This is a genomic window from Streptomyces sp. NRRL B-24572 (genome assembly GCF_002156145.1).
In the GTDB taxonomy this organism is placed as follows: Bacteria; Actinomycetota; Actinomycetes; order Streptomycetales; family Streptomycetaceae; genus Streptomyces; species Streptomyces vietnamensis.
Window position 1 is genome coordinate 171 of the sequence record NZ_MWIG01000220.1, and the last position, 19,099, is coordinate 19,269.

The following is a 19,099-nucleotide window of genomic DNA, read 5'->3' on the forward strand; positions in this document are numbered from 1 at the left end:
TCGATGCGCAGCTCGCGGGCGGCCCGCAGGACGCCGAAGGCCTGGTCGTCGGTGGAGCAGAAGATGGCCGGCGGCCTGTCGGGGCCCGCGAGCAGCTTGAGGGCGACCTGGTAGGCGTCGTACCGGTTGTACGGGGCTTCGAAGAGCCGGCCCTCGGTCGAGCGGCCCGCCTCCAGCATGGCGCGGCGCCAGCCCTCGACGTGGTCGGCGACCGGGTCGCCGACGGCCGGGGTGTTCGGGACGCCGCCGAGGCAGGCCACGTACGGGTGGCCGTGCTCCAGGAGGTGCCGGGTGGCGAGCTGGGCGCCGCCGATGTCGTCGGTCACGACGGCCACGTCGTCGATCGCCTCGGGCCGCTCGTGCAGCAGCACCACGCGCGCGTCCCAGGCCTCGATCTCGCTCGCGGCCTGCTCGCTCATGCCCTGGCTGACCAGGATCAGTCCGGAGACCCGCATGCCGAGGAAGGCGCGCAGGTAGTGGACCTCGCGCTCGGTCCGGTAGTCGGAATTGCCGACGAGGACCATCTTCCCGCGCTCGGCGGCGGCCTGCTCGACCGCGTGCGCCATCTCCCCGAAGAACGGCTGCCGCGCGTCGGGGACGATCATGCCTATGAGGTCGGTGCGCCGCGAGGCCATCGCCTGGGCCACCCGGTCCGGGCGGTAGCCCAGCTCCTTGATGGCGGCGAGGACACGCTCGCGCGTGGCCGGGGCGACCGGCCGGGGTCCGTTGTTGATGACGTAGCTCACGACGGCGGTAGAAGTACCCGCAAGTCGCGCTACGTCATCCCGCGTCACCTTGGCCACGCGCGGAAGTCTACGCGGGGGGACCTACCTACCGGCAGGTCGCACTGTGGCATCCGCCACGTTCCTGTCCTACGAAGGGGTGACGGCCTCCGTGGCTTCCTTGACGCGGGCGCCCGCGCGGGCCTTCTCCCGGTCGCGGGTGCTCTCGGTCTTGGCACGGGCCTCCTCCGCCGCCCGCTCGACCTTCTCGGGGGTGACGAAGCGGTAACCGACGTTCCGGACGGTGCCGATGAGGGACTCGTGCTCGGGGCCGAGCTTGGCCCGCAGCCGCCGTACGTGGACGTCGACCGTACGGGTGCCGCCGAAGTAGTCGTACCCCCACACCTCCTGGAGGAGCTGCGCGCGCGTGAAGACCCGGCCCGGATGCTGGGCCAGGTACTTGAGCAGCTCGAACTCCTTGAAGGTCAGGTCCAGGACCCGGCCCTTCAGCTTCGCGCTGTACGTCGCCTCGTCGACCGACAGGTCGCCGTTGCGGATCTCCATCGGGGAGTCGTCCGAGACGATCTGCTGGCGGCCCATCGCGAGCCGGAGCCGCGCCTCGACCTCGGCCGGTCCCGCCGTGTCGAGGAGGACGTCGTCGATGCCCCAGTCGGCGGTGACGGCCGCGAGACCGCCCTCCGTGACGACGAGGATCAGCGGACAGCCGGGCCCGGTGGAGCGCAGCAGCTGGCAGAGCGAGCGCACCTGTGGCAGGTCGCGCCGGCCGTCGACGAGGATCACGTCCGCGCCGGGGGTGTCCACGAGGGCGGGGCCCTCGGCCGGGGCGACCCGGACGTTGTGCAGCAGCAGGCCGAGGGCGGGAAGCACCTCGGTCGACGGCTGGAGGGCGTTGGTCAGGAGCAGCAGAGAACTCATCGCGCCGCACCTTCTTCGGTCGTCGGTCCGCCGGTCGATCCGTCGTGCGTCGTCGTTCGCTCGTCCATGACGTCGGTTCCTCCTCGGTCCCTGCGAGGACGTCTATGTGTGCTCACGTTGGCTCTCGCGCCCTGAGAGCTTTTGTTCATCCGTCCGTAACAACGGTCGGAAAACACAAAAGGACCCGGGGGCTGCGTTGCCCGGATCCTCTGGCAAGCAGAATAGCCCACATGAGTTCCGAGGCAGAGGGCCGATTTCACATCCTGGATGTTTCCTCGCTCACTTCCCGCCCTTTGCGGTCCACGCTGCGTACCGATGACGGTGTCCGGATCGAGGCGGTTTACGAACCCTCAGGGGCAAGTGTCACCGATACGGCGGTCGTCCTCGCGCACGGCTTCACCGGGTCGGCCGACCGGCCCGCCGTCCGGCGCGCCGCCCGCGCCCTCGCGGAGCGCGGCGCGGCCGTCGTCACCTTCTCCTTCCGCGGCCACGGCCGCTCGGGCGGCCGCTCCACCGTCGGCGACCGGGAGGTCCTCGACCTGTCCGCCGCCGTCCGCTGGGCCCGTGAGCTCGGTCACGCGCGCGTGGCGACGGTCGGCTTCTCCATGGGCGGCTCCGTGGTCCTGCGCCACGCGGCCCTGGAGCGCGGGACGGCAGGAAGCGCCGACGCGGTGGCCGCCGTGTCCGCGCCCGCCCGCTGGTACTACCGGGGCACGGCCCCGATGCGCCGCGTCCACTGGGTGGTCACCCGGCCGGCGGGCCGCCTCGTCGGGCGGTACGGGCTCGGCACCCGGATCGACAGCCGCGCCTGGGACCCCGTGCCCCTGTCCCCCGTGGAAGCGGTCCCGCTGATCGCGCCGACCCCCCTCCTGATCGTGCACGGCGACCGGGACGCGTACTTCCCGCTCGACCACCCGCGCATGCTGGCGGCCGCGGGCGACGCCGAACTCTGGGTGGAGCGGGGGATGGGCCACGCCGAGAACGCGGCCGAGGGGGAGCTGCTCGCCCGGCTCGGGGACTGGCTCACGCGCGCATAGCCCATGATGGGGGGCGGCGCGCACACGAATGAAGGGAGCGCCGCTATGGCAGCGGGAACCATCCGCTACTGGGCCGCGGCCAAGGCCGCCGCCGGTGTCGCCGAGGAGCCGTACACCGCCGGGACCCTGGCCGAGGCCCTCGACGCGGTCCGCGCGAAGCACCCGGGCGAGCTCGTCCAGGTCCTCAAGCGGTGCTCGTTCCTGGTCGACGGGGACCCCGTCGGGACCCGGAGCCATGAGACGGTACGGCTTGCCGAGGGCGGCACGGTCGAGGTGCTCCCCCCGTTCGCAGGAGGGTGAACCCCAGAGCATGAGCAACGACCAGTACTACGGCGGGCAGCAGTACGACCCGTACGCCGACGCGAACGGGCAGCAGAACCCCGCCGAGGTCACCCAGACGTGGGAGGGCCAGACCTGGGACACCTCGTACCAGCCGGCCGTCTCGTACGACCAGATCCAGGCCGCGCAGGCGGCCCGGGCGGCCCAGGCCGCGCAGACGCCCGTGCCGCAGGAGGCGTACCAGCAGTCGTACGAGCAGTCGTACGAGCAGTCGTACGAGCAGTCGTACGAGCAGCCGTACGAGCAGCAGTACCCGTCGCACGGGGCCCCCGCCGCGTACTACGCGGAGCCCGTGGCCGAGCCCGCCCCGGCGGCCTTCGCCGAGCCCGCGCCGGCCCCTGCTCCCGTGGCCGCTCCCGTGGTCGACGAGGGGCCCGCCTACTCCTCGCCCACCACCTCCGGGAACACCCGCGTCACCGACGCCCAGCGCGCCCGCGCCGAGGGCCGGTCGCCGATCATCGAGCCCGGCATGCAGCCCGCGGCCCTCACCGCCGTCCTCGGCCTGCTCCTCGCGGGCGGAGCCGCCCTCGGCTCGTACGGGCTGCTCGTCCCGCTCGTCCTGCTCCAGGGCCTCACCGCCGCCGGCTGGTTCCGGCTCAACGGCATGTGGCCCGCCCGGCAGGGCATCGCCCTCGCCTTCCTCGGCGGCCTCGTCGCCGACGCCGCCCTCCTCGCCACCGGCCGGGAGCACGCGGCCGCCGCGATCCTGGGCACGCTCGGCGTCTGGGTGCTGCTCTGCCTCGTCCTCCAGCTGCGCAGCCACGCCGACCCCGACGAGCGCATGTACGGCCTGATGGCCACCATCGCCTCCGCCGCCCTGACCGTCGTCGCCACCGGGCACCTCGGCGCCGCCCCGGACGCGGTGGTCGTCGGCGGGATCGCGGTCGCCGCGGCCGTCCTCGCCCGGGCGCTGCCGCTGCCGGGACCGGTCTCCCTGGTCGTCGCCCTGCTCGCCTCGGCGGGCGCCGGGATCGCGGCCGGCGGCCTCACCGACCTGGGCACCTCCGGGGCGCTGCTCGGCCTCGGCGTCGGGGTCTGCGCGCTGATCGGCCTGCGGGCCGCCAGCTACGACTACCCGTCGCGGTTCGTCCACATGACCGCGGGCGTCGCGCTGCCGCTCACCGCCGCCGCGCCCGCCGTCTATCTGCTGGGCCGCGCCCTGGTCTGACCTGCGGTCCTTGCCGCCGTCCGTGCGGGCATCCGTTCGGACACGGGAACCAACCGGCCCTCCGACACGTCGATCTTCGTGTCGGGGGGCCGGAACTTTTCACGGGAACCGTTACAGGAACCACTACGGGGGGACGCTCAGCCCATGCGAGCACTGCGGATTCTGTTGATCGTGGCCGTCGTGCTGGGCGGGGCCCTCGTCGGGATCGACCGGCTGGCCGTGTCGTACGCGGAGTCGGAGGCGTCGAGCCGGGTGAAGCTCTCCGCCTCGACGAGCGACTCGATCGAGGTCGACATCAAGGGCTTCCCGTTCCTCACCCAGGTCGCGGACAAGCGGTTCGACGAGGTCGACGTGAAGGCGACCGGCGTGCGGGCGACGGCGGGCGACAAGGACGTCCGGGTCGGCGAGCTGACCGCGACCCTGCGGGACGTGACCGTGACCGGCGACTGGGCGGGCGCGAAGGCGGGCTCGGCGAGCGGCACGGCCCTCATCTCGTACGCGGACCTCACCGCCGCCTCCGACCGGGAGGCCACCGTCGCCTACGGGGGGAACGGCAAGGTGAAGGTCACCGGCAGCGTGAAGGTCCTGGGCCGCAGTCTGACCCGTTCGGTCATCTCCACGGTCACCGTCGTGAACGGCGACACCATCAAGGTCCGCGCCGACGAGGTGCCGGGCGCCGGCATCCCGGGCGTGGAGGAGCTGGTCCGTGCGCGCACCGACTTCGAGCGCCCGCTCGGCATGATCGCCGGGATGAAGGTGGAGAAGGTCGAGCCCCGCCCGGACGGCCTGGCGGTCATCGTGACCGGCAAGGACGTCGTCCTGGCGGGCTGACGGGGCCCTTTGATCACATGGTGAGACGCGGCCGTCCGATCCGCAGAAAGAGAAGCGGACACCGTGGTGCGGAGGCGTCCGGAGCCGACGTGAGCCCTGATCGCGTCTCGCATCTCAGACGATCGCGTCTCAAAATACGACACACCGGTGACACGGCCGCCTGTCCGTCCCTACGATCGAGGGCATGAAGCGACAGGCGGATCTCACGAAGCGGCGGGCAGTAGACCTGTGCCGCGTCGCCGCCATGCTCTGTCGCTCAGTCTGAGCGGGACGCCGACTCCCGTATCCCCCAGGCCCGTTGACTGACGTCGGGGCCGCCCCGTGCAGAGCCGTACGCCCGTCCGTATGTCCATATGCCCGTATGTCCGTACGTCACGCGATGACGCGTACCGCAGCACACACCCGCACCACCGCAGCACACCCCCGCACACTGCCCCGGAGGAGAACAGCATGGCTCGCAGCGACGTCCTGGTCGACGCGGACTGGGTCGAGGCCAACCTCGACAACCCGCAGGTAGCCGTCGTCGAGGTCGACGAGGACACCTCGGCCTACGAGAAGAACCACATCCGCAACGCCATCCGCATCGACTGGACCAAGGACCTGCAGGACCCGGTCCGCCGCGACTTCATCGACCAGGAGGGCTTCGAGAAGCTCCTCTCGGCCAAGGGCATCGCGAACGACACCACGGTCGTCCTCTACGGCGGCAACAACAACTGGTTCGCCTCCTACGCCTACTGGTACTTCAAGCTCTACGGCCACCAGGACGTCAAGCTCCTCGACGGCGGCCGCAAGAAGTGGGAGCTCGACTCCCGCGACCTCGTCGCCGAGGTGCCGGCCCGCCCGGCCACCGAGTACAAGGCCAAGGCCCAGGACGCCTCGATCCGCGCCTTCCGCGACGACGTCGTGGCCGCGATCGGCGCCCAGAACCTGGTCGACGTCCGCTCGCCCGACGAGTTCTCCGGCAAGCTGCTCGCCCCGGCGCACCTCCCGCAGGAGCAGTCGCAGCGCCCCGGCCACGTGCCGAGCGCCCGCAACATCCCGTGGTCGAAGAACGCCAACGACGACGGCACCTTCAAGTCGGACGACGAGCTCAAGGCCCTCTACGAGGCCGAGCAGGTCGACCTGGCGAAGGACACCATCGCCTACTGCCGCATCGGCGAGCGCTCCGCGCTGACCTGGTTCGTCCTGCACGAGCTGCTCGAGGTCCCGAACGTCAAGAACTACGACGGCTCCTGGACCGAGTACGGCTCCCTCGTCGGCGTGCCGATCGAGCTCGGCGCCAACAAGTAACCCCCACTTCTTCTTCAGGACAGGACAGCGAACATGTGTGGAGCTCAGGTCGGCGGCCCCGACGTCAGCACGCTCAAGCCCGGTGAGACGGCCATCCAGGGCCAGGTGACCAAGGACGGCGAGCCCGTCACCGGTTACGTGCGCCTCCTCGACGGCTCCGGCGAGTTCACCGCCGAGGTCCCGACCTCGGCCACCGGCCAGTTCCGCTTCTACGCGGCGACCGGCGAGTGGACCCTGCGCGCCCTGGTTCCGGGCGCCCAGGCCGACCGCAAGGTCGTCGTCACCGAGACGGGCAGCCTGACGGACGTCGCCATCGCGGTGTGACGCCACGCCAATGAACGGCCGGAGGGCCGTGCCTCCTGGGGGGTTGGACGCCTATTCCAGGACCTGAGGCACGGCCCTCCGGTCCTTTTCTCTTCGTGCCTCTCGCACCGCTCGGAGCCGGGGCGCCTCACCGGCTTCGAGGCGCTGCGTCGGCCTCCGGCCGCCGTCGGTGACGGGCGGCGCGTCCGGTCGTACGCTGAAGGTGTGTACGCGCGACGTCGGCACGTCTACTTCTGGATGATGGGCGCCTGTCTGGCCCTGTTCGTGGGCGCCTGGGCCGTCGTGCGGCTGTTCTCGATGCCGGTTGCCATCGGCATGTGCGTCGTCGCCATGGTCATCCCCCCGGTCGCCGCGATGATCGCGAACCGCCGCGGCCCGGAGGACCGCTGGTGGGACGATCCCTCGGGCGATCCGAAGTCGGACGAGTGGTGGGACGAGCTGGACGGCAAGAAGCGCCGCGAGCCGTAAGGGTGCGGGTGCGCCTGGAGTAGCCGGACGGAGTCCGGCTCAGCAGTCCGAAGCCCGGGAGGCCCCCTGGGGCCGAGCGGTGCGAGGGGCGCGTCGGGGATCAGTACACGAGGGCCTGGGTCTCGTCGGACATCGCCTCCTGGACGAAGACCTGTGCGCCGGCGATGCGGACGCCGTCCAGGACGTCCTTCTCCGTGATCTCGCGGCGTGCCGCGCACTGCGTGCAGAGCGTGACGCGGCCGGCCGCCAGGATCGAGTCGATCAGGTCCGGCAGCGGCGCGGCGTGCGGGAGCTCGAACTCCGCCGCGCGGCCGGGGAGGGCGAACCAGGAGGACTCGCCGGTCAGCCAGAGCGAGACCTCGACGCCGCTGGCGACGGCGACGGCGGCCACCGTGAAGGCCTGGGAGCAGCGTTCGGGGGCGTCGGCCCCTGCGGTCACCTTGATCACGAGCTTCTTCGCCATATGCCGAACTGTAATGCGCGGCACTGCAACCTCATGCGTCCCTCACGTGTCAGCTGTGTGCGCGGGTGACGGAATCCGCGCTTCAGGTCTCGTGGGGGGACTCTTGAGTATCGAAGAAAGTGTCCAAAATACGGATACAACATCGCCGCCCGAGCCGGAGACGGCGACGGAACCCGCGCCTCCGGTCCAGCGGCCGCGCCGCCGCGTCCTCCGTACCGTCGGGCTGATCACCGTCGCCGCCGTCATCGGCCTCGTCGGCGGCACCGCCGTCGGCTACGGCATCCAGGCCGACCGCGAACCGACCGCACTCCCGCCGCTGAACCAGCCGGGCCTCGCCTACCCGTCGAAGCCGCTGCCGAAGGGCCAGGAGCCGGAGCCGCTGTCGGCGAAGGAGGACCGGCAGGCGAAGGCGCAGGGCGACCTGCGGAAGCTGCTGGTGCCGAAGCCGGCGGGAGCGAAGAAGGACGAGTTCGGCGACCGCGACGGCTGGATGTCGGTGAACGGGTACGCCTCGGACTTCAACGAGCCCGGCACGGCACTCGGCTACCAGCTGGACCTGGACATCCGGCGGGTCGCGGTGACGTCCTGGGCGTCGGGCGAGCACAGGCGGACCGAGGTCCGGCTCGTCCAGTACCGCCCCGGCGACTCCCTCGGCTCGCAGGAGCACGTCGAGGACCAGCAGGACTACATGCCGCAGAAGAAGTACGCCCGGAGCGAGGGCAAGCCCCTCAAGGGTTCGGCCAACGGCCGGTACTACGTCTTCCCCGTGCACCAGCAGGCCGGCTACCTGGACTTCTACGAGGCCAGGGCCTACTTCCACCGCGGTGACATCGCGGTGGAGATCTTCATCTACGACACGAAGAAGATCTCCGAGAAGGAGATCCGTTCGCTGGCCGAGCGACAGCTGGGGCGCCTGTGAGTGAGGACCGGAACGACGTGACCGAGCCCGTGACCGAGCCCGTGACCGAGCAGCCGACCGTGAAGAAGAGGGGTGCCGGGCGGATCCTGCTCAGGGTCGTCCTTCCCTCCGTGGTCGTCCTCGGCCTGATAGGCGGTGGCGTCACGTACACCGCCGTCACCGTCTCCTCCGCCGACCGCACCGCGCCGACGCAGCTGTGGGGCGCGTCGGACGAGAAGAAGCAGGACGAGGACCCGGCCGCCGCCCTGGCGCGCGGCAAGGCCGGCACGCCGTTGAGCAAGCTGCTGCTGCCGCTGCCGGAGGGGTACGAGTTCGGCCCCGACGAGGAGCTGTACGGGAACGACGGCGAGCTCGGCGCCGCGGAGGCCACCGCGCAGATGAAGCGGGCGGGCGAGGGGCTGTCCGGGAAGAAGCGCCGCGCGTTCGAGAAGGACGTCGACAAGCTCGGCATCCAGGGCATCGGAGTCCGCTCCTTCGCCGACCTGAACAGCGACGTCGTCGTCACCTTCGAGCTCGCGAGCATGAAGGACAAGAGGCAGATCAAGAACAGCTACCGGCTCCGCAAGGAGGTCATGGACGCCCTGGAGTTCCCGAAGGGACCCAAGGTGAAGGACCACAGGAACGCGGTCTGCTACATGGCGCCCGTGGACGACTCCCTCGACAAGAAGGAGCGGGCCGCTGCGCTGGACGAGATGATCTGCCTCGCCTACGACTCCGAGGTCTTCGTCACCATGACGGCGGCGGGCGCCAAGCCGTTCGACAAGGCGGCCGTGGCGAAGCTGCTGACCCAGCAGCTCGACCACATCGCATCCCCGGGGGAGTACGTATGACCGAGCAGATCCAGACCGAGACGGTGCAGGCCGAGGCGGTGCAGGCCGAGGCGGTGCAGACCGAGACGCCGATCCCGGCGCAGGCCGGGCCCGTACCCGTCCTCCCCGTCCCGGAGCAGCCCGCGAAGCCCAAGAAGTCCCGGAAGCCGCTGCTCTGGGGCATCGCCCGCTGGACCGCCGCCGTGCTCGTCTGCGGTGGGGTCGGGACCGGTACGGCCATGGGGATCACCGCCATGGACCGCACCGACGTGCCGGGGCTCGCGACCGAGTCCGACGGGCGCTGGGAGTACCCGAAGCTCGCCCTTCCGGCGCTGCCCGAGGGGGCCCTGCGTCCGTACACCGACGGCAACGACGGCGAGATCCACCACGCCGACCTGCGGAAACTCCTGCTGCCCGCGCCGGCGGGCGCCACGGTCGACCCGAAGCTGAACGGCGGCTGGGTCGGGCTCGACTCCTACCTGGCGCTGCTGAAGGAGAAGGACCGGGGCCCGGTGAAGCAGTACCTGGCCGACTCCGCGCTCCGGCACGTCGCCGCCGGCGGCTGGACCACGCCGGACGGCACGACCACCCGGATCCACCTGCTGCGGTTCTCGTCGGTGGCGTTCTCGGAGGCGTTCAAGGACGAGGTCACGCGCGAGGTGTCCGAGGGCGGCCGGCTGCCCGTCGGGGTCGAGTCGGCGGAGATCGACACGGCCACCCAGGGCGTGGACGTGCCGTACCTCTCCGTCTACTCCTACCAGGAGGACAAGCCGTACGGCCCCGAGCAGACCCGCTGGGCCTACGTCCAGGCCGGGGACACCTTCGCGGTGGTCACCCAGACGCGGAAGGGCGGGGCGCTGACCGTCCCGTTCCAGCAGACGGTCGCGCTCCAGGCGCAGCTGCTCGGCTGATCGTCCGCTAGACCCACCTCACAGGGTGGGCCGGACCCCCGCCCACTAAGCTGGGGTCCGGCCCGTTCCGCCTTCACCGCTCAGTCGAGGAGCACCCCATGATCGCTTTCTTCGAAACCCTCCTGGTCCTGGTCGCCGTCGGCGTGATCGCCTTCGCCGGTCTGACCGTGAAGAAGCTGTACCAGGGCCAGCGGTAACCACTTCTAGAGAACGCCAGAGCTACTCATGATCGAGATCCCGTCCGACCTCAACCCGGACCTCGTCCCCCTCGCGTTCCTGCTCGGTACGTGGGAGGGCGCGGGCGTGTCCGACTTCCCCGGCGCCGAGAAGTGCAACTTCGGCCAGTCCGTGACGTTCAGCCACGACGGCCGGGACTTCCTCGAGTACCAGTCCCACACGTGGGTCCTGGACAACGACGGCAACAAGGTCCGTCCGCTGGAGAGCGAGAGCGGCTACTGGCGGATCGACAAGGACCGCAAGGTCGAGGTCGTCATGGTCCGTGACCAGGGCGTCGTCGAGATCTGGTACGGCGAGCTCGCCGACCAGAAGCCGCAGATCGACCTGGCGACGGACGCCGTCGCCCGCACCGCGGCCTCGGGTCCGTACAGCGGTGGCAAGCGGCTCTACGGCTACGTCAAGAGCGACCTGATGTGGGTCGGCGAGAAGGCGACCCCCGAGGTCCCGCTCCGCCCGTACATGTCGGCGCACCTGAAGAAGGTCGTGACGCCGGAGGAGGTCGCGGAGATGGCCCGCAACCTGCCCGACATGCCGGACGACGGCATCGCCTTCTTCCGCTAGACACATGGGTGGCGCGCCGCGTCCTCCTACACTGGGGGACGTGGTGAGCACCGACTGGAAGAGCGACCTGCGGCAGCGCGGCTATCGGCTGACGCCGCAGCGCCAGCTTGTCCTGGAGGCCGTGGACCGGCTGGAGCACGCGACCCCGGACGACATCCTCGTCGAGGTCCGCAGGACGGCCTCCGGGGTGAACATCTCCACCGTGTACCGGACCCTGGAGCTCCTCGAGGAGCTCGGGCTCGTCTCCCACGCGCATCTGGGGCACGGGGCGCCGACCTATCACCTCGCCGACCGGCACCACCATCTGCACCTGGTCTGCCGGGACTGCTCCGAGGTGATCGAGGCGGACGTCGAGGTGGCGGCCGAGTTCACGGGGAAGCTCCGTGAGACCTTCGGGTTCGAGACGGACATGAAGCACTTCGCGATCTTCGGCCGGTGCCGGGACTGCTCGAACAAAGACGCTGCCGCCGAGTCGTAGGCTCTTCTGTATGAAGAGCCCTCTGTTGTTCCTGCCCGGCGCCGTCCCCGCCGAAGGCCGCGACGAAGGCGTCGCCGCGCACTACGGCGATCTCTTCCGCGAGCAGCGTGCCCTCTCCGAGGGCAGCGGTTTCGTCGACCTCTCGCACCGGGGCGTCGTCGCCGTCTCCGGTGACGACCGGCTGAGCTGGCTGCACCTGCTCGTCACCCAGCACATGACGGAGCTGCCGCCCGGGCAGGCCACCGAGGCGCTGATCCTCTCCGCGAACGGGCACATCGAGCACGCCCTGTACCTCGTCGACGACGGCGAGACGGTGTGGGCGCACGTCGAGCCGGGGACGCAGGCCGAGCTCATCGCGTATCTGGAGGCGATGAAGTTCTTCTACCGGGTCGAGGTCGCCGACCGGACCGAGGACTTCGCCGTCGTCCACCTTCCGGCCGGTTCCATCGCCGAGGTGCCCGCGGGGGTCGTCGTACGGGAGACCCCGCACGGCCGCGATCTGTTCCTGCCCCGCGCCGACCTGGAGTCCTTCGCGTCCTCGCACGGGCCGGCCGCCGGGATCCTCGCGTACGAGGCGCTGCGGGTCGAGGCGCACCGGCCGCGGCTCGGCTTCGAGACCGACCACCGGACCATCCCGCACGAGGTCGGCCTCATCGGCAGCGCCGTCCACCTCCAGAAGGGCTGCTACCGGGGGCAGGAGACCGTCGCCCGGGTGCAGAACCTGGGGAAGCCGCCGCGCCGCCTGGTCTTCCTGCACCTGGACGGCAGCGAGGTCCTGCTGCCCGGCCACGGCACCCCGGTCCGGCTCGCCGCGGACGGCGAGGAGGGCCGGCAGCTCGGTTTCGTGACGACCGCCGTCCGCCACCACGAGCTCGGGCCGATCGCCCTCGCCCTGGTCAAGCGGAACGTGCCGGTGGACGCCCCGCTGGTCGCCGGCACGACGGCCGCCGCGCAGGAAGTGGTCGTCGAGCCCTGAGAGCCCCTGGGCTCAGACCTCGATCAGTACCGTGAACGGGCCGTTGTTCGTGAGGGAGACGCTCATCTTCGCTCCGAAGCGGCCCGTCTCCACGTGCGCGCCGAGGGCGCGCAGCTGGGCGACGACCTCGTCGACGAGGGGTTCGGCGACCGGGCCCGGGGCGGCGGCGTTCCAGGTGGGGCGGCGGCCCTTGCGGGCGTCTCCGTAGAGGGTGAACTGGGAGATGACGAGCAGCGGCGCGTTCACGTCGGAGCACGACTTCTCGTCGTCCAGTACCCGGACGGACCAGAGCTTTCTGGCCAATTGGGCGGCCTTCTCCGGGGTGTCGTCATGGGTCACCCCGACCAGGACGCACAGCCCCTCGCCGGTGATCTCACCGACGGTCTCCCCTGCGACGACGACACTCGCGCCGTCGACCCTCTGCACCACTGCTCGCATGCGCACCAACCTACCGAGCGGGTGGCGGGCCGAAGGACGAGGGGCCGAACGGGTGCAGAGCGCCTGCACGTGCACGGGGAGGAGTGGCACCATGCGTGTCAGGCGGTGCGGCCGACCGCACCGGTCGAGGGGACGATTCTCATGAGTGCACCTGGCACCGGGCCGACGCCGTCCGGCCCCGTACCGCTGATCCGAGTCGGTGGTTCTTCCATGACGCGCCCACCCGTGCAGCGGACCGCCGAGCCCGAGTCGACGGACCGTACGCAGACCGGCGACCGCACGCGGCCCGACCTCGGTGCCCTGCGGTTGCCCGAGCTGCGCGCGCTGCGCCGGGACGCGCAGAGCGACGAGGCAGACCTGAGCTACGTGCGCCGGATGCTCCAGGGCCGGATCGACATCCTGCGGGCCGAGCTGGCGCGCCGGACCGACCCGGAGGCCCCGGTCCTCGACCGGCTCTCCGAGATCCTCGCCGACGTGCCCTCGCGGCACCGCAGTTCGGCGCGGCACGTGACGCTGTCGACGCCGCGCGGCGAGGAGTACCGGCGGCTCGCGAGCGAGATGCTGTCGGAGGTGGAGCTGTCGGACCTGACGGCCCGGACCGATGACGAGCTGCACGCGGCGATGGGCCGGCTCGCGGGGTACGAGCAGCAGGTCTCGCGGCGCCGGCAGGACCTCCAGCGGACCGCCGACGACTGCAGCGCGGAGATCGCCCGCCGGTACCGGGAGGGCGAGGCGCAGGTCGACGACCTGCTGGCCTGACCGGCGTACGGGAAAGGCCGGGAGCCCGTGCCGGGCCGGCCCGGAAACCCGCTGCGGGGCCGGTCCGGAAACTCGCGTGCGGGGCCGGCCCGGCCGTGCGTAGGGTCGGAGGATGACCTTCGATGTGCGCGCCGTCACCGAATCCGAGTTCCGTGAGTGGCAGCGGGCGCTGCGCACCGGGTTCCTCAAGGCCCCGGTCGTCTCCGACGAGGAGTTCGCCGACCGGCTGGCGCACGCGGATCTCGCGCGGACGCTCGGCGTCTTCGACCGGGACCGGATCGTCGGCACCTTCCGGTCCTTCCGGCAGGAGGTCAGCACGGTCGGCGGGGGCGGTCTCACCGCCGACGCGATCACCCAGGTCACGGTCGCGCCGACGCACCGTAGGCGGGGCCTGCTGAGCCGGATGATGTCCGTCGACCTCGCCGCCGCGAAGGAGCGGGGCGACGCGATCGCGACGCTGATCGCCGCCGAGTACCCGATCTACGGGCGGTACGGCTTCGGTCCGGTGAGCTGGATCGCCGAGTGGAGCGTGGACGTGCGCCGGGCGGGTCTCGACCCGCGCCGCTCGGGCCGCCCGGAGGACGGCGGCCGGATCGATCTGACGGACGCCGACGAGATCCGGAAGACCGGCCCCGAGCTGTACCGCCGGCTCGCGGCCGTACGGGCCGGGGTCACGAACCGCAGCAAGCGCGACTGGGACCGCGGCACCGGGCTCGGCCACCAGAGCGCGCCGTGGCGGGAGCCGTACTACGCGATCTACCGGTCGGCGTCCGGCGAGGTCGAGGGGTACGCCGCGTACACCGCCGACGACAAGTGGGACGACGCGAAGACGCCGCTGAACACGGCGAGCGTACGGGACCTCGTCGCCGTCACCCCGGCCGCCGAGCGCGCCCTGTGGCACTACCTCTGCTCGATCGACTGGATCGCCACGGTCCGCTCCGGCCACCGGGCGCCCGACGACCTGCTGCCGCTGCTGCTGCCCGACCCCCGCGCGGCGAAGATGGTGACGTACGCGGACATGCTGTGGGTGCGGGTCCTGGACGTGCCCCGGGTCCTGGAGGGCCGGACGTATCCGGTGGAGGACGGCCTCGTCCTGGAGGTGCGGGACGCCGACGGGTTGGCCGGCGGGCGCTTCCGGCTCGACGCCTCCCCGGCGGGCGCGGCCTGTGTCCGTACCTCCGAGCCGGCCGATCTCGCCTTCGACGTCGCCGAGTCGGGCACGCTCGCGTTCGGTGACGAGTCGGCGGTACGGCTGTCCCGGCTCGGGCGCGTCGAGGAGCTGACGCCCGGTGCGGCGGCCCGCGCCGACCTGCTGTTCCGTACCCCGCTCCGGCCGTTCTCGCCCGACATCTTCTGAGCCCGCCGCGCGTTACTAGGATGAACGTGCGAGGTGCGAGGTGCGAAGGCGGGAGCTCATGGCGGACGACGGCGGCCGGGACGCCGTGGAGGCGGAGTACGTGAAGGCCGAGTACCCGACCGGGCTGCGCGAGAAGAAGAAGGCGCGCACCCGGCAGGCCCTGTCGGACGCCGCCATCGCGCTCTTCATGGAGAAGGGTTTCGACGGGGTCTCCGTCGCGGAGGTGGCCGCCGCCGCCGAGGTCTCCAAGCCGACCCTGTTCCGGTACTTCCCGGCCAAGGAGGACCTGGTCCTGCACCGGTTCGCCGATCACGAGGGCGAGTCCGCGCGCGTGGTGGAGGCCGGGCGGGTCTACGGCACGGCGCCGCTCGACGCGCTGTACGAGCACCTGCTCGAAGGGCTCGAGCGGCGCGATCCGGTCACCGGGCTCTGCGACGTGCCGGCGGTCCTCGCGTACCACCGGCTCCTGTACGGGACGCCGGCCCTGCTCGCCGCGATCCACGGCTACCAGCAGCGCTCGGAGGAGGTCCTCGCGAAGGCGCTGGGCGGCGATCCGCTGGTGGCGCGGCTCGCGGCGGGGCAGATCGTGGCCGTGCTGCGGGTCCTGGCGAACGAGAACGTGGCGCGGCTGACGGCCGGCGATCCGATCGAGGAAGTGGGGCGGGACGCGGTGACGGCGGCGGGGGAGGCGTTCCGGTCGCTGCGGCAGGGGCTGCCGTACTGAACCCCAGTTATCGATATCAAGTAAAAAATGTAACCCGGTAACGTTTTCCGCTAGGCTTGTCGGAATGACGTCACTGGACCTTGAGCTCGCCCGCGAACGCTCCCACCACGACGCCTGCCGCGCCGCCCTGATCCGCATGACCGAGGACGTCGCCGAGCAGGTCGTCATCGGCGAGGACGTCGCCGCCTCCGGCGCCGACGCAGAGGCGCTCGGCTACCACCTGCGCAGCCGCGCCAAGGAGATGGGCGAGATGCCGCCCGGGCCGCTGTTCTTCGGGCGCCTCGACCGCGAGGACGGTCAGATCCACCACATCGGCCGCCGCCGGATCGCCGAGCACCCGGCCTCCCCGCCGCTCGTCGTCGACTGGCGCGCGCCCGTCTCCCGCGCCTACTACCAGGCCGGCGCCCATGACCCGCAGGGCGTCCTGCGGCGTCGCCGCTTCGGCTGGGCCCCGCACAGCAGGGGCGCCACCGAGGACCTCACCGCGCTGGAGGACGAGCGCCTCGCGGACGGCGGCGCCACGGGGACGGTCAGCGCCCTCGTCACCGGGGAGATCGAGCGCCCCCGGGTCGGCCCCATGCGGGACATCGCCGCCACCATCCAGCCCGAACAGGACGACCTCGTACGCTCCGAGCCCGCCGCCTCCCTGTGCGTGCAGGGCGCCCCCGGCACCGGCAAGACCGCGGTGGGCCTGCACCGGGCCGCGTACCTCCTCTACACGCATCCGCAGCGGATCCGGCGCTCCGGCCTCCTCGTCCTCGGCCCCCACCGCGCCTTCCTCTCGTACATCTCCGAGGTGCTGCCCTCGCTCGGCGAGACCGGCATCCGGCAGGCCACCCTCGACGAGGAGATCGCCCGCCACCCCGTCCGGGCCGAGGACGGCGAGGCGGCGGCCAGGGTCAAGCACGACGCCCGGATGGCGGGGGTGCTGCACCGCGCGCTGTACGGCAGGGTCGACCCGGCCCCCGCGGAGGACCTGGCCGTCCCCGACGGCTCGTACCACTGGCGGCTCCCGGCCTCCGACCTCGCGGCGATCGTCGCGGCGGTACGGGAGGAGGCGCCGCCCTACGCGACGGGCCGCGAGCGGGTCCGCGCCCGGGTCGTCCGGGCCCTCCAGCTCCGGGCCGAACGCCGGTGGGGGCCCATGGGCGCGGCCTGGGCGCGGAGGATCGAGCGGGCGCGGGCGGTGACGGCGTTCCTCGACGCGTGCTGGCCGAGGACGAGCCCGGAGGAGGTGCTCGCGGAGGTCCTGACGGAGCCGACGGCCTTCGGGCCCTCCGGCCCCGCGCTGGGCGAGGCCGCGCTGGGCGATCCCGCGTTGAGTGAGGCCGCGCTGAGCGAGGCCGAGTGCGCGGCGATCCGCTGGGCGCGGCCGCCCCGCTCGTACCGCTCGGCGCGCTGGACCGCCGCCGACCTCGTCCTCCTCGACGAGCTCGCGGGCCTGATCGAGCGCCCCGAGAGCTACGGGCACGTCGTCGTCGACGAGGCCCAGGACCTCTCGCCCATGCAGTGCCGGGCCATCGCCCGCCGCACCGAGTTCGGTTCGCTCACCGTCCTCGGGGACCTCGCCCAGGGCACCACCCCGTGGGCGGCCCGCGACTGGGAGGAGCAGCTGGCCCACCTGGGCAAGGCCGGGACGCCCGTCGTGCCGCTGACCCTCGGCTACCGGGTGCCGGCGGCGATCGTCGACCTCGCCAACCGGCTCCTGCCGCAGCTCGGCGCCGACGTGCCCGCGGGGCGTTCGGTGCGCCGGGACGGCGAGGTGACGGTCCATCGGACGACGGACCTGACGGCCGGGGTACGGGAGGCGGTGCGGGCGGCGCTCGCGGCGGAGGGCTCGGTGGGGGTGATCACGGCCGACGGGCTGGTGGAGGTGGTGACGGAGGCGGTTCGTGACCGCTCCGGAGACGGGCGGGTGACGGTGCTGCCCGCGAGCGTCGTCAAGGGTCTGGAGTTCGACCACGTCGTGGTCGTCGAGCCGGGCGCGATCGTGGCGGCCGAGGAGCGCGGCGCGAACCGGCTGTACGTGGTCCTCACCCGGGCCGTTTCGCGCCTCGCGCTCGTGCACGAGGGGGAGCTGCCGGAGTGTCTCCGTACGGCGTGGTGAGTTCGGCGCCTGTCCGGGCGGCCGTGCGCTCGGACACGCCGAGTTCGGCGGCGAGTTCGGCGGCGGTGACCCGCCGCCGGGTCGTCCGGAGGGAGAGCGGGGCGGCGACGAGTCGGCCGGCTCTCATGCCGCCATCGTCATCTTCCGGGGCTCGGTGGAGGCGGCGGGGCGACGCAGGACGGTGAGGGCGACGGCCAGGGCGAGGAGGAGGAGCCCGGTGCCGACGCCGAAGGCGAGGTGGTAACCGCCGGTCAGCGCTTCGGCGTCGGGACGGCCCGCCTTCGTGAGGGACTCGGTGCGGGCGGCGGCCAGGGTGGAGAGGACCGCGACGCCGAGGGCCATGCCGATCTGCTGGGTGGTGTTGAAGAGCCCGGAGGCGAGGCCCGCGTCCGCCTCCTCCGCGCCGGACATGGCGAGCGCGGTGAGGGAGGGCAGCGCGAGGCCGAAGCCGGCGGCGAGCAGCATCACGGGGAGCAGGTCGGTGGCGTACGAGGCGTGGACGGGGACGCGGGCCAGCAGGCCGAGGACGCCGACGAGCAGGACGAGGCCGGTGAGCAGGACGTTCCGCTCGCCGAAGCGGGCGATGAGGGGGGCCGAGACGCCGAGGGAGACGGCGCCGATGATCAGCGCGGCGGGCAGCATCGCGAAGCCGGTCTCGGCGGCTCCGTACCCGAGGACCTTCTGCAGGTAGAGGGCGACGAGGACCTGGAAGGAGAAGAGCGCGGCGACCATCAGCATCTGGACGGCGTTCGCCCCGGCGACGGCGCGGGAGCGGAGGATCCGCGGTGGCATGAGGGGGTGCGCGGCCTTCGCCTGGCGGAGCAGGAAGCCGGCGAGGAGGGCGAGCGCGAGGGCCCCGAAGCCGAGGGTGTGCGCCGAACCGGCCCCGTACTCCTCGATCTTGACGACGGCGTAGATCCCGGCCATGAGCCCGGAGGTCACGAGCAGCGCGCCGATGACGTCGGCACCGGCCCTCAGGCCCAGTCGCTGGTCGGCGGGGAGGGCGCGGAGGGCGACGAGGAGGGTGGCGACGCCGATGGGCAGGTTGATGAAGAAGATCCNNGGGAGGCGCCGGCGGCGCCGGTGAAGCTGAACACGGCGATGGCGCGGGCGCGTTCGCGGGGTGCGGTGAAGAGGGTGACGAGGATGCCGAGGCCGACGGCGGAGGCCATCGCGCTGCCGACGCCCTGGAGGAAGCGGGCGGCGATGAGGACGGCGGGGGAGGCGGCGACGCCGGCGAGGAGG

Annotated in this window: 22 protein-coding genes and 1 pseudogene; 18 read left to right on the plus strand and 5 right to left on the minus strand. The window is 72.1% G+C overall.

The features are described 5' to 3' along the window. Both CCN56_RS13710 and CCN56_RS13715 read right to left on the minus strand, forming a co-directional pair. On the minus strand, window positions 1-803 hold an 803-nt coding region (locus CCN56_RS13710), incomplete at its 3' end, for a LacI family DNA-binding transcriptional regulator (protein WP_086826846.1). A gap of 69 nt (window positions 804-872) precedes the next feature. Then, window positions 873-1,658, minus strand: a complete 786-nt coding sequence (locus CCN56_RS13715) for a response regulator transcription factor (RefSeq protein WP_086826821.1) — start codon at window positions 1,656-1,658, stop codon at window positions 873-875. A gap of 230 nt (window positions 1,659-1,888) precedes the next feature. On the opposite strand from CCN56_RS13715, the gene CCN56_RS13720 reads away from it, so the two are divergent. From CCN56_RS13720 to CCN56_RS13755, 8 genes are all read left to right on the plus strand, one after another. Then, window positions 1,889-2,695 (plus strand): alpha/beta hydrolase, encoded by an 807-nt coding sequence (locus CCN56_RS13720; RefSeq protein WP_086826822.1) that lies wholly within the window; start codon window positions 1,889-1,891, stop codon window positions 2,693-2,695. A 45-nt stretch (window positions 2,696-2,740) separates the two neighbouring features. Next, window positions 2,741-2,995, plus strand: a complete 255-nt coding sequence (locus tag CCN56_RS13725; RefSeq protein ID WP_086826824.1) for a MoaD/ThiS family protein — start codon at window positions 2,741-2,743, stop codon at window positions 2,993-2,995. 10 nt (window positions 2,996-3,005) lie between these two features. After that, on the plus strand, window positions 3,006-4,202 hold the full coding sequence (locus CCN56_RS13730) for a hypothetical protein (protein WP_086826825.1): 1,197 nt from the start codon (window positions 3,006-3,008) through the stop codon (window positions 4,200-4,202). A 144-nt stretch (window positions 4,203-4,346) separates the two neighbouring features. Continuing rightward, window positions 4,347-5,033 (plus strand): DUF2993 domain-containing protein, encoded by a 687-nt coding sequence (locus tag CCN56_RS13735; RefSeq protein ID WP_086826827.1) that lies wholly within the window; start codon window positions 4,347-4,349, stop codon window positions 5,031-5,033. Window positions 5,034-5,217: 184 nt separating this feature from the next. Continuing rightward, a complete protein-coding gene (locus CCN56_RS45805) occupies window positions 5,218-5,298 on the plus strand; it encodes a putative leader peptide (RefSeq protein ID WP_350497993.1) in 81 nt (26 codons plus the stop codon). Window positions 5,299-5,483: 185 nt separating this feature from the next. Continuing rightward, a complete protein-coding gene (locus tag CCN56_RS13745) occupies window positions 5,484-6,323 on the plus strand; it encodes a sulfurtransferase (protein ID WP_086826830.1) in 840 nt (279 codons plus the stop codon). Window positions 6,324-6,356: 33 nt separating this feature from the next. Then, window positions 6,357-6,647, plus strand: coding sequence for a DUF1416 domain-containing protein (locus CCN56_RS13750; protein ID WP_086826831.1), 291 nt, complete (start codon window positions 6,357-6,359; stop codon window positions 6,645-6,647). A 204-nt stretch (window positions 6,648-6,851) separates the two neighbouring features. Beyond that, window positions 6,852-7,115, plus strand: coding sequence for a DUF3099 domain-containing protein (locus CCN56_RS13755; RefSeq protein ID WP_041130407.1), 264 nt, complete (start codon window positions 6,852-6,854; stop codon window positions 7,113-7,115). A gap of 100 nt (window positions 7,116-7,215) precedes the next feature. On the opposite strand, the gene CCN56_RS13760 is transcribed toward CCN56_RS13755, so the two are convergent. Continuing rightward, window positions 7,216-7,578, minus strand: a complete 363-nt coding sequence (locus CCN56_RS13760; protein ID WP_086826833.1) for a DsrE family protein — start codon at window positions 7,576-7,578, stop codon at window positions 7,216-7,218. Between the two features lie 103 nt (window positions 7,579-7,681). Between CCN56_RS13760 and CCN56_RS13765 the strand changes: the two genes are divergently transcribed. The 6 genes from CCN56_RS13765 to CCN56_RS13795 all read left to right on the plus strand — a co-directional run bounded on the left by CCN56_RS13765 (window position 7,682) and on the right by CCN56_RS13795 (window position 12,469). After that, entirely contained in the window at window positions 7,682-8,497 is an 816-nt protein-coding gene (locus tag CCN56_RS13765; RefSeq protein ID WP_256961960.1) for a hypothetical protein, read from the plus strand. 17 nt (window positions 8,498-8,514) lie between these two features. Next, window positions 8,515-9,327, plus strand: a complete 813-nt coding sequence (locus tag CCN56_RS13770) for a hypothetical protein (protein ID WP_256961961.1) — start codon at window positions 8,515-8,517, stop codon at window positions 9,325-9,327. Continuing rightward, window positions 9,324-10,217 carry a hypothetical protein gene (locus CCN56_RS13775; protein ID WP_179199837.1) on the plus strand — a complete coding sequence of 298 codons (894 nt, stop codon included), beginning with the start codon at window positions 9,324-9,326 and terminating at the stop codon, window positions 10,215-10,217. The genes CCN56_RS13770 and CCN56_RS13775 overlap by 4 nt, the downstream gene beginning before the upstream one ends. Before the next feature lie 225 nt (window positions 10,218-10,442). Next, a complete protein-coding gene (locus tag CCN56_RS13785) occupies window positions 10,443-11,015 on the plus strand; it encodes an FABP family protein (RefSeq protein ID WP_086826836.1) in 573 nt (190 codons plus the stop codon). Window positions 11,016-11,055: 40 nt separating this feature from the next. After that, complete coding sequence (locus CCN56_RS13790) at window positions 11,056-11,493, plus strand: Fur family transcriptional regulator (protein ID WP_086826838.1); 438 nt, start codon at window positions 11,056-11,058, stop codon at window positions 11,491-11,493. A 10-nt stretch (window positions 11,494-11,503) separates the two neighbouring features. After that, window positions 11,504-12,469, plus strand: coding sequence for a folate-binding protein YgfZ (locus tag CCN56_RS13795; RefSeq protein WP_086826840.1), 966 nt, complete (start codon window positions 11,504-11,506; stop codon window positions 12,467-12,469). Between the two features lie 12 nt (window positions 12,470-12,481). Here the strand turns inward: CCN56_RS13795 and dtd are convergent, their stop codons facing one another. Continuing rightward, the gene (dtd, locus tag CCN56_RS13800) at window positions 12,482-12,907 is read right to left on the minus strand and encodes a D-aminoacyl-tRNA deacylase (RefSeq protein WP_041130415.1); all 426 of its coding nucleotides are present in this window, start codon (window positions 12,905-12,907) and stop codon (window positions 12,482-12,484) included. 141 nt (window positions 12,908-13,048) lie between these two features. Here dtd and CCN56_RS13805 point away from each other — a divergent pair, with 141 nt between their 5' ends. The 4 genes from CCN56_RS13805 (at window position 13,049) to CCN56_RS13820 (ending at window position 17,854) form a co-directional block, all read left to right on the plus strand. Beyond that, the gene (locus CCN56_RS13805) at window positions 13,049-13,666 is read left to right on the plus strand and encodes an ABC transporter substrate-binding protein (protein WP_086826852.1); all 618 of its coding nucleotides are present in this window, start codon (window positions 13,049-13,051) and stop codon (window positions 13,664-13,666) included. A gap of 112 nt (window positions 13,667-13,778) precedes the next feature. Then, on the plus strand, window positions 13,779-15,023 hold the full coding sequence (locus CCN56_RS13810) for a GNAT family N-acetyltransferase (RefSeq protein WP_086826841.1): 1,245 nt from the start codon (window positions 13,779-13,781) through the stop codon (window positions 15,021-15,023). Window positions 15,024-15,081: 58 nt separating this feature from the next. Next, window positions 15,082-15,747, plus strand: coding sequence for a TetR/AcrR family transcriptional regulator (locus CCN56_RS13815; protein WP_086826843.1), 666 nt, complete (start codon window positions 15,082-15,084; stop codon window positions 15,745-15,747). 64 nt (window positions 15,748-15,811) lie between these two features. Next, window positions 15,812-17,854: an AAA family ATPase gene (locus CCN56_RS13820; RefSeq protein ID WP_086826845.1), complete on the plus strand. Its 2,043-nt coding sequence runs from the start codon at window positions 15,812-15,814 to the stop codon at window positions 17,852-17,854. A 123-nt stretch (window positions 17,855-17,977) separates the two neighbouring features. Here CCN56_RS13820 and CCN56_RS13825 read toward each other — a convergent pair. Then, window positions 17,978-19,099 (minus strand): annotated as a pseudogene (locus CCN56_RS13825) (MFS transporter); the annotation flags it as partial.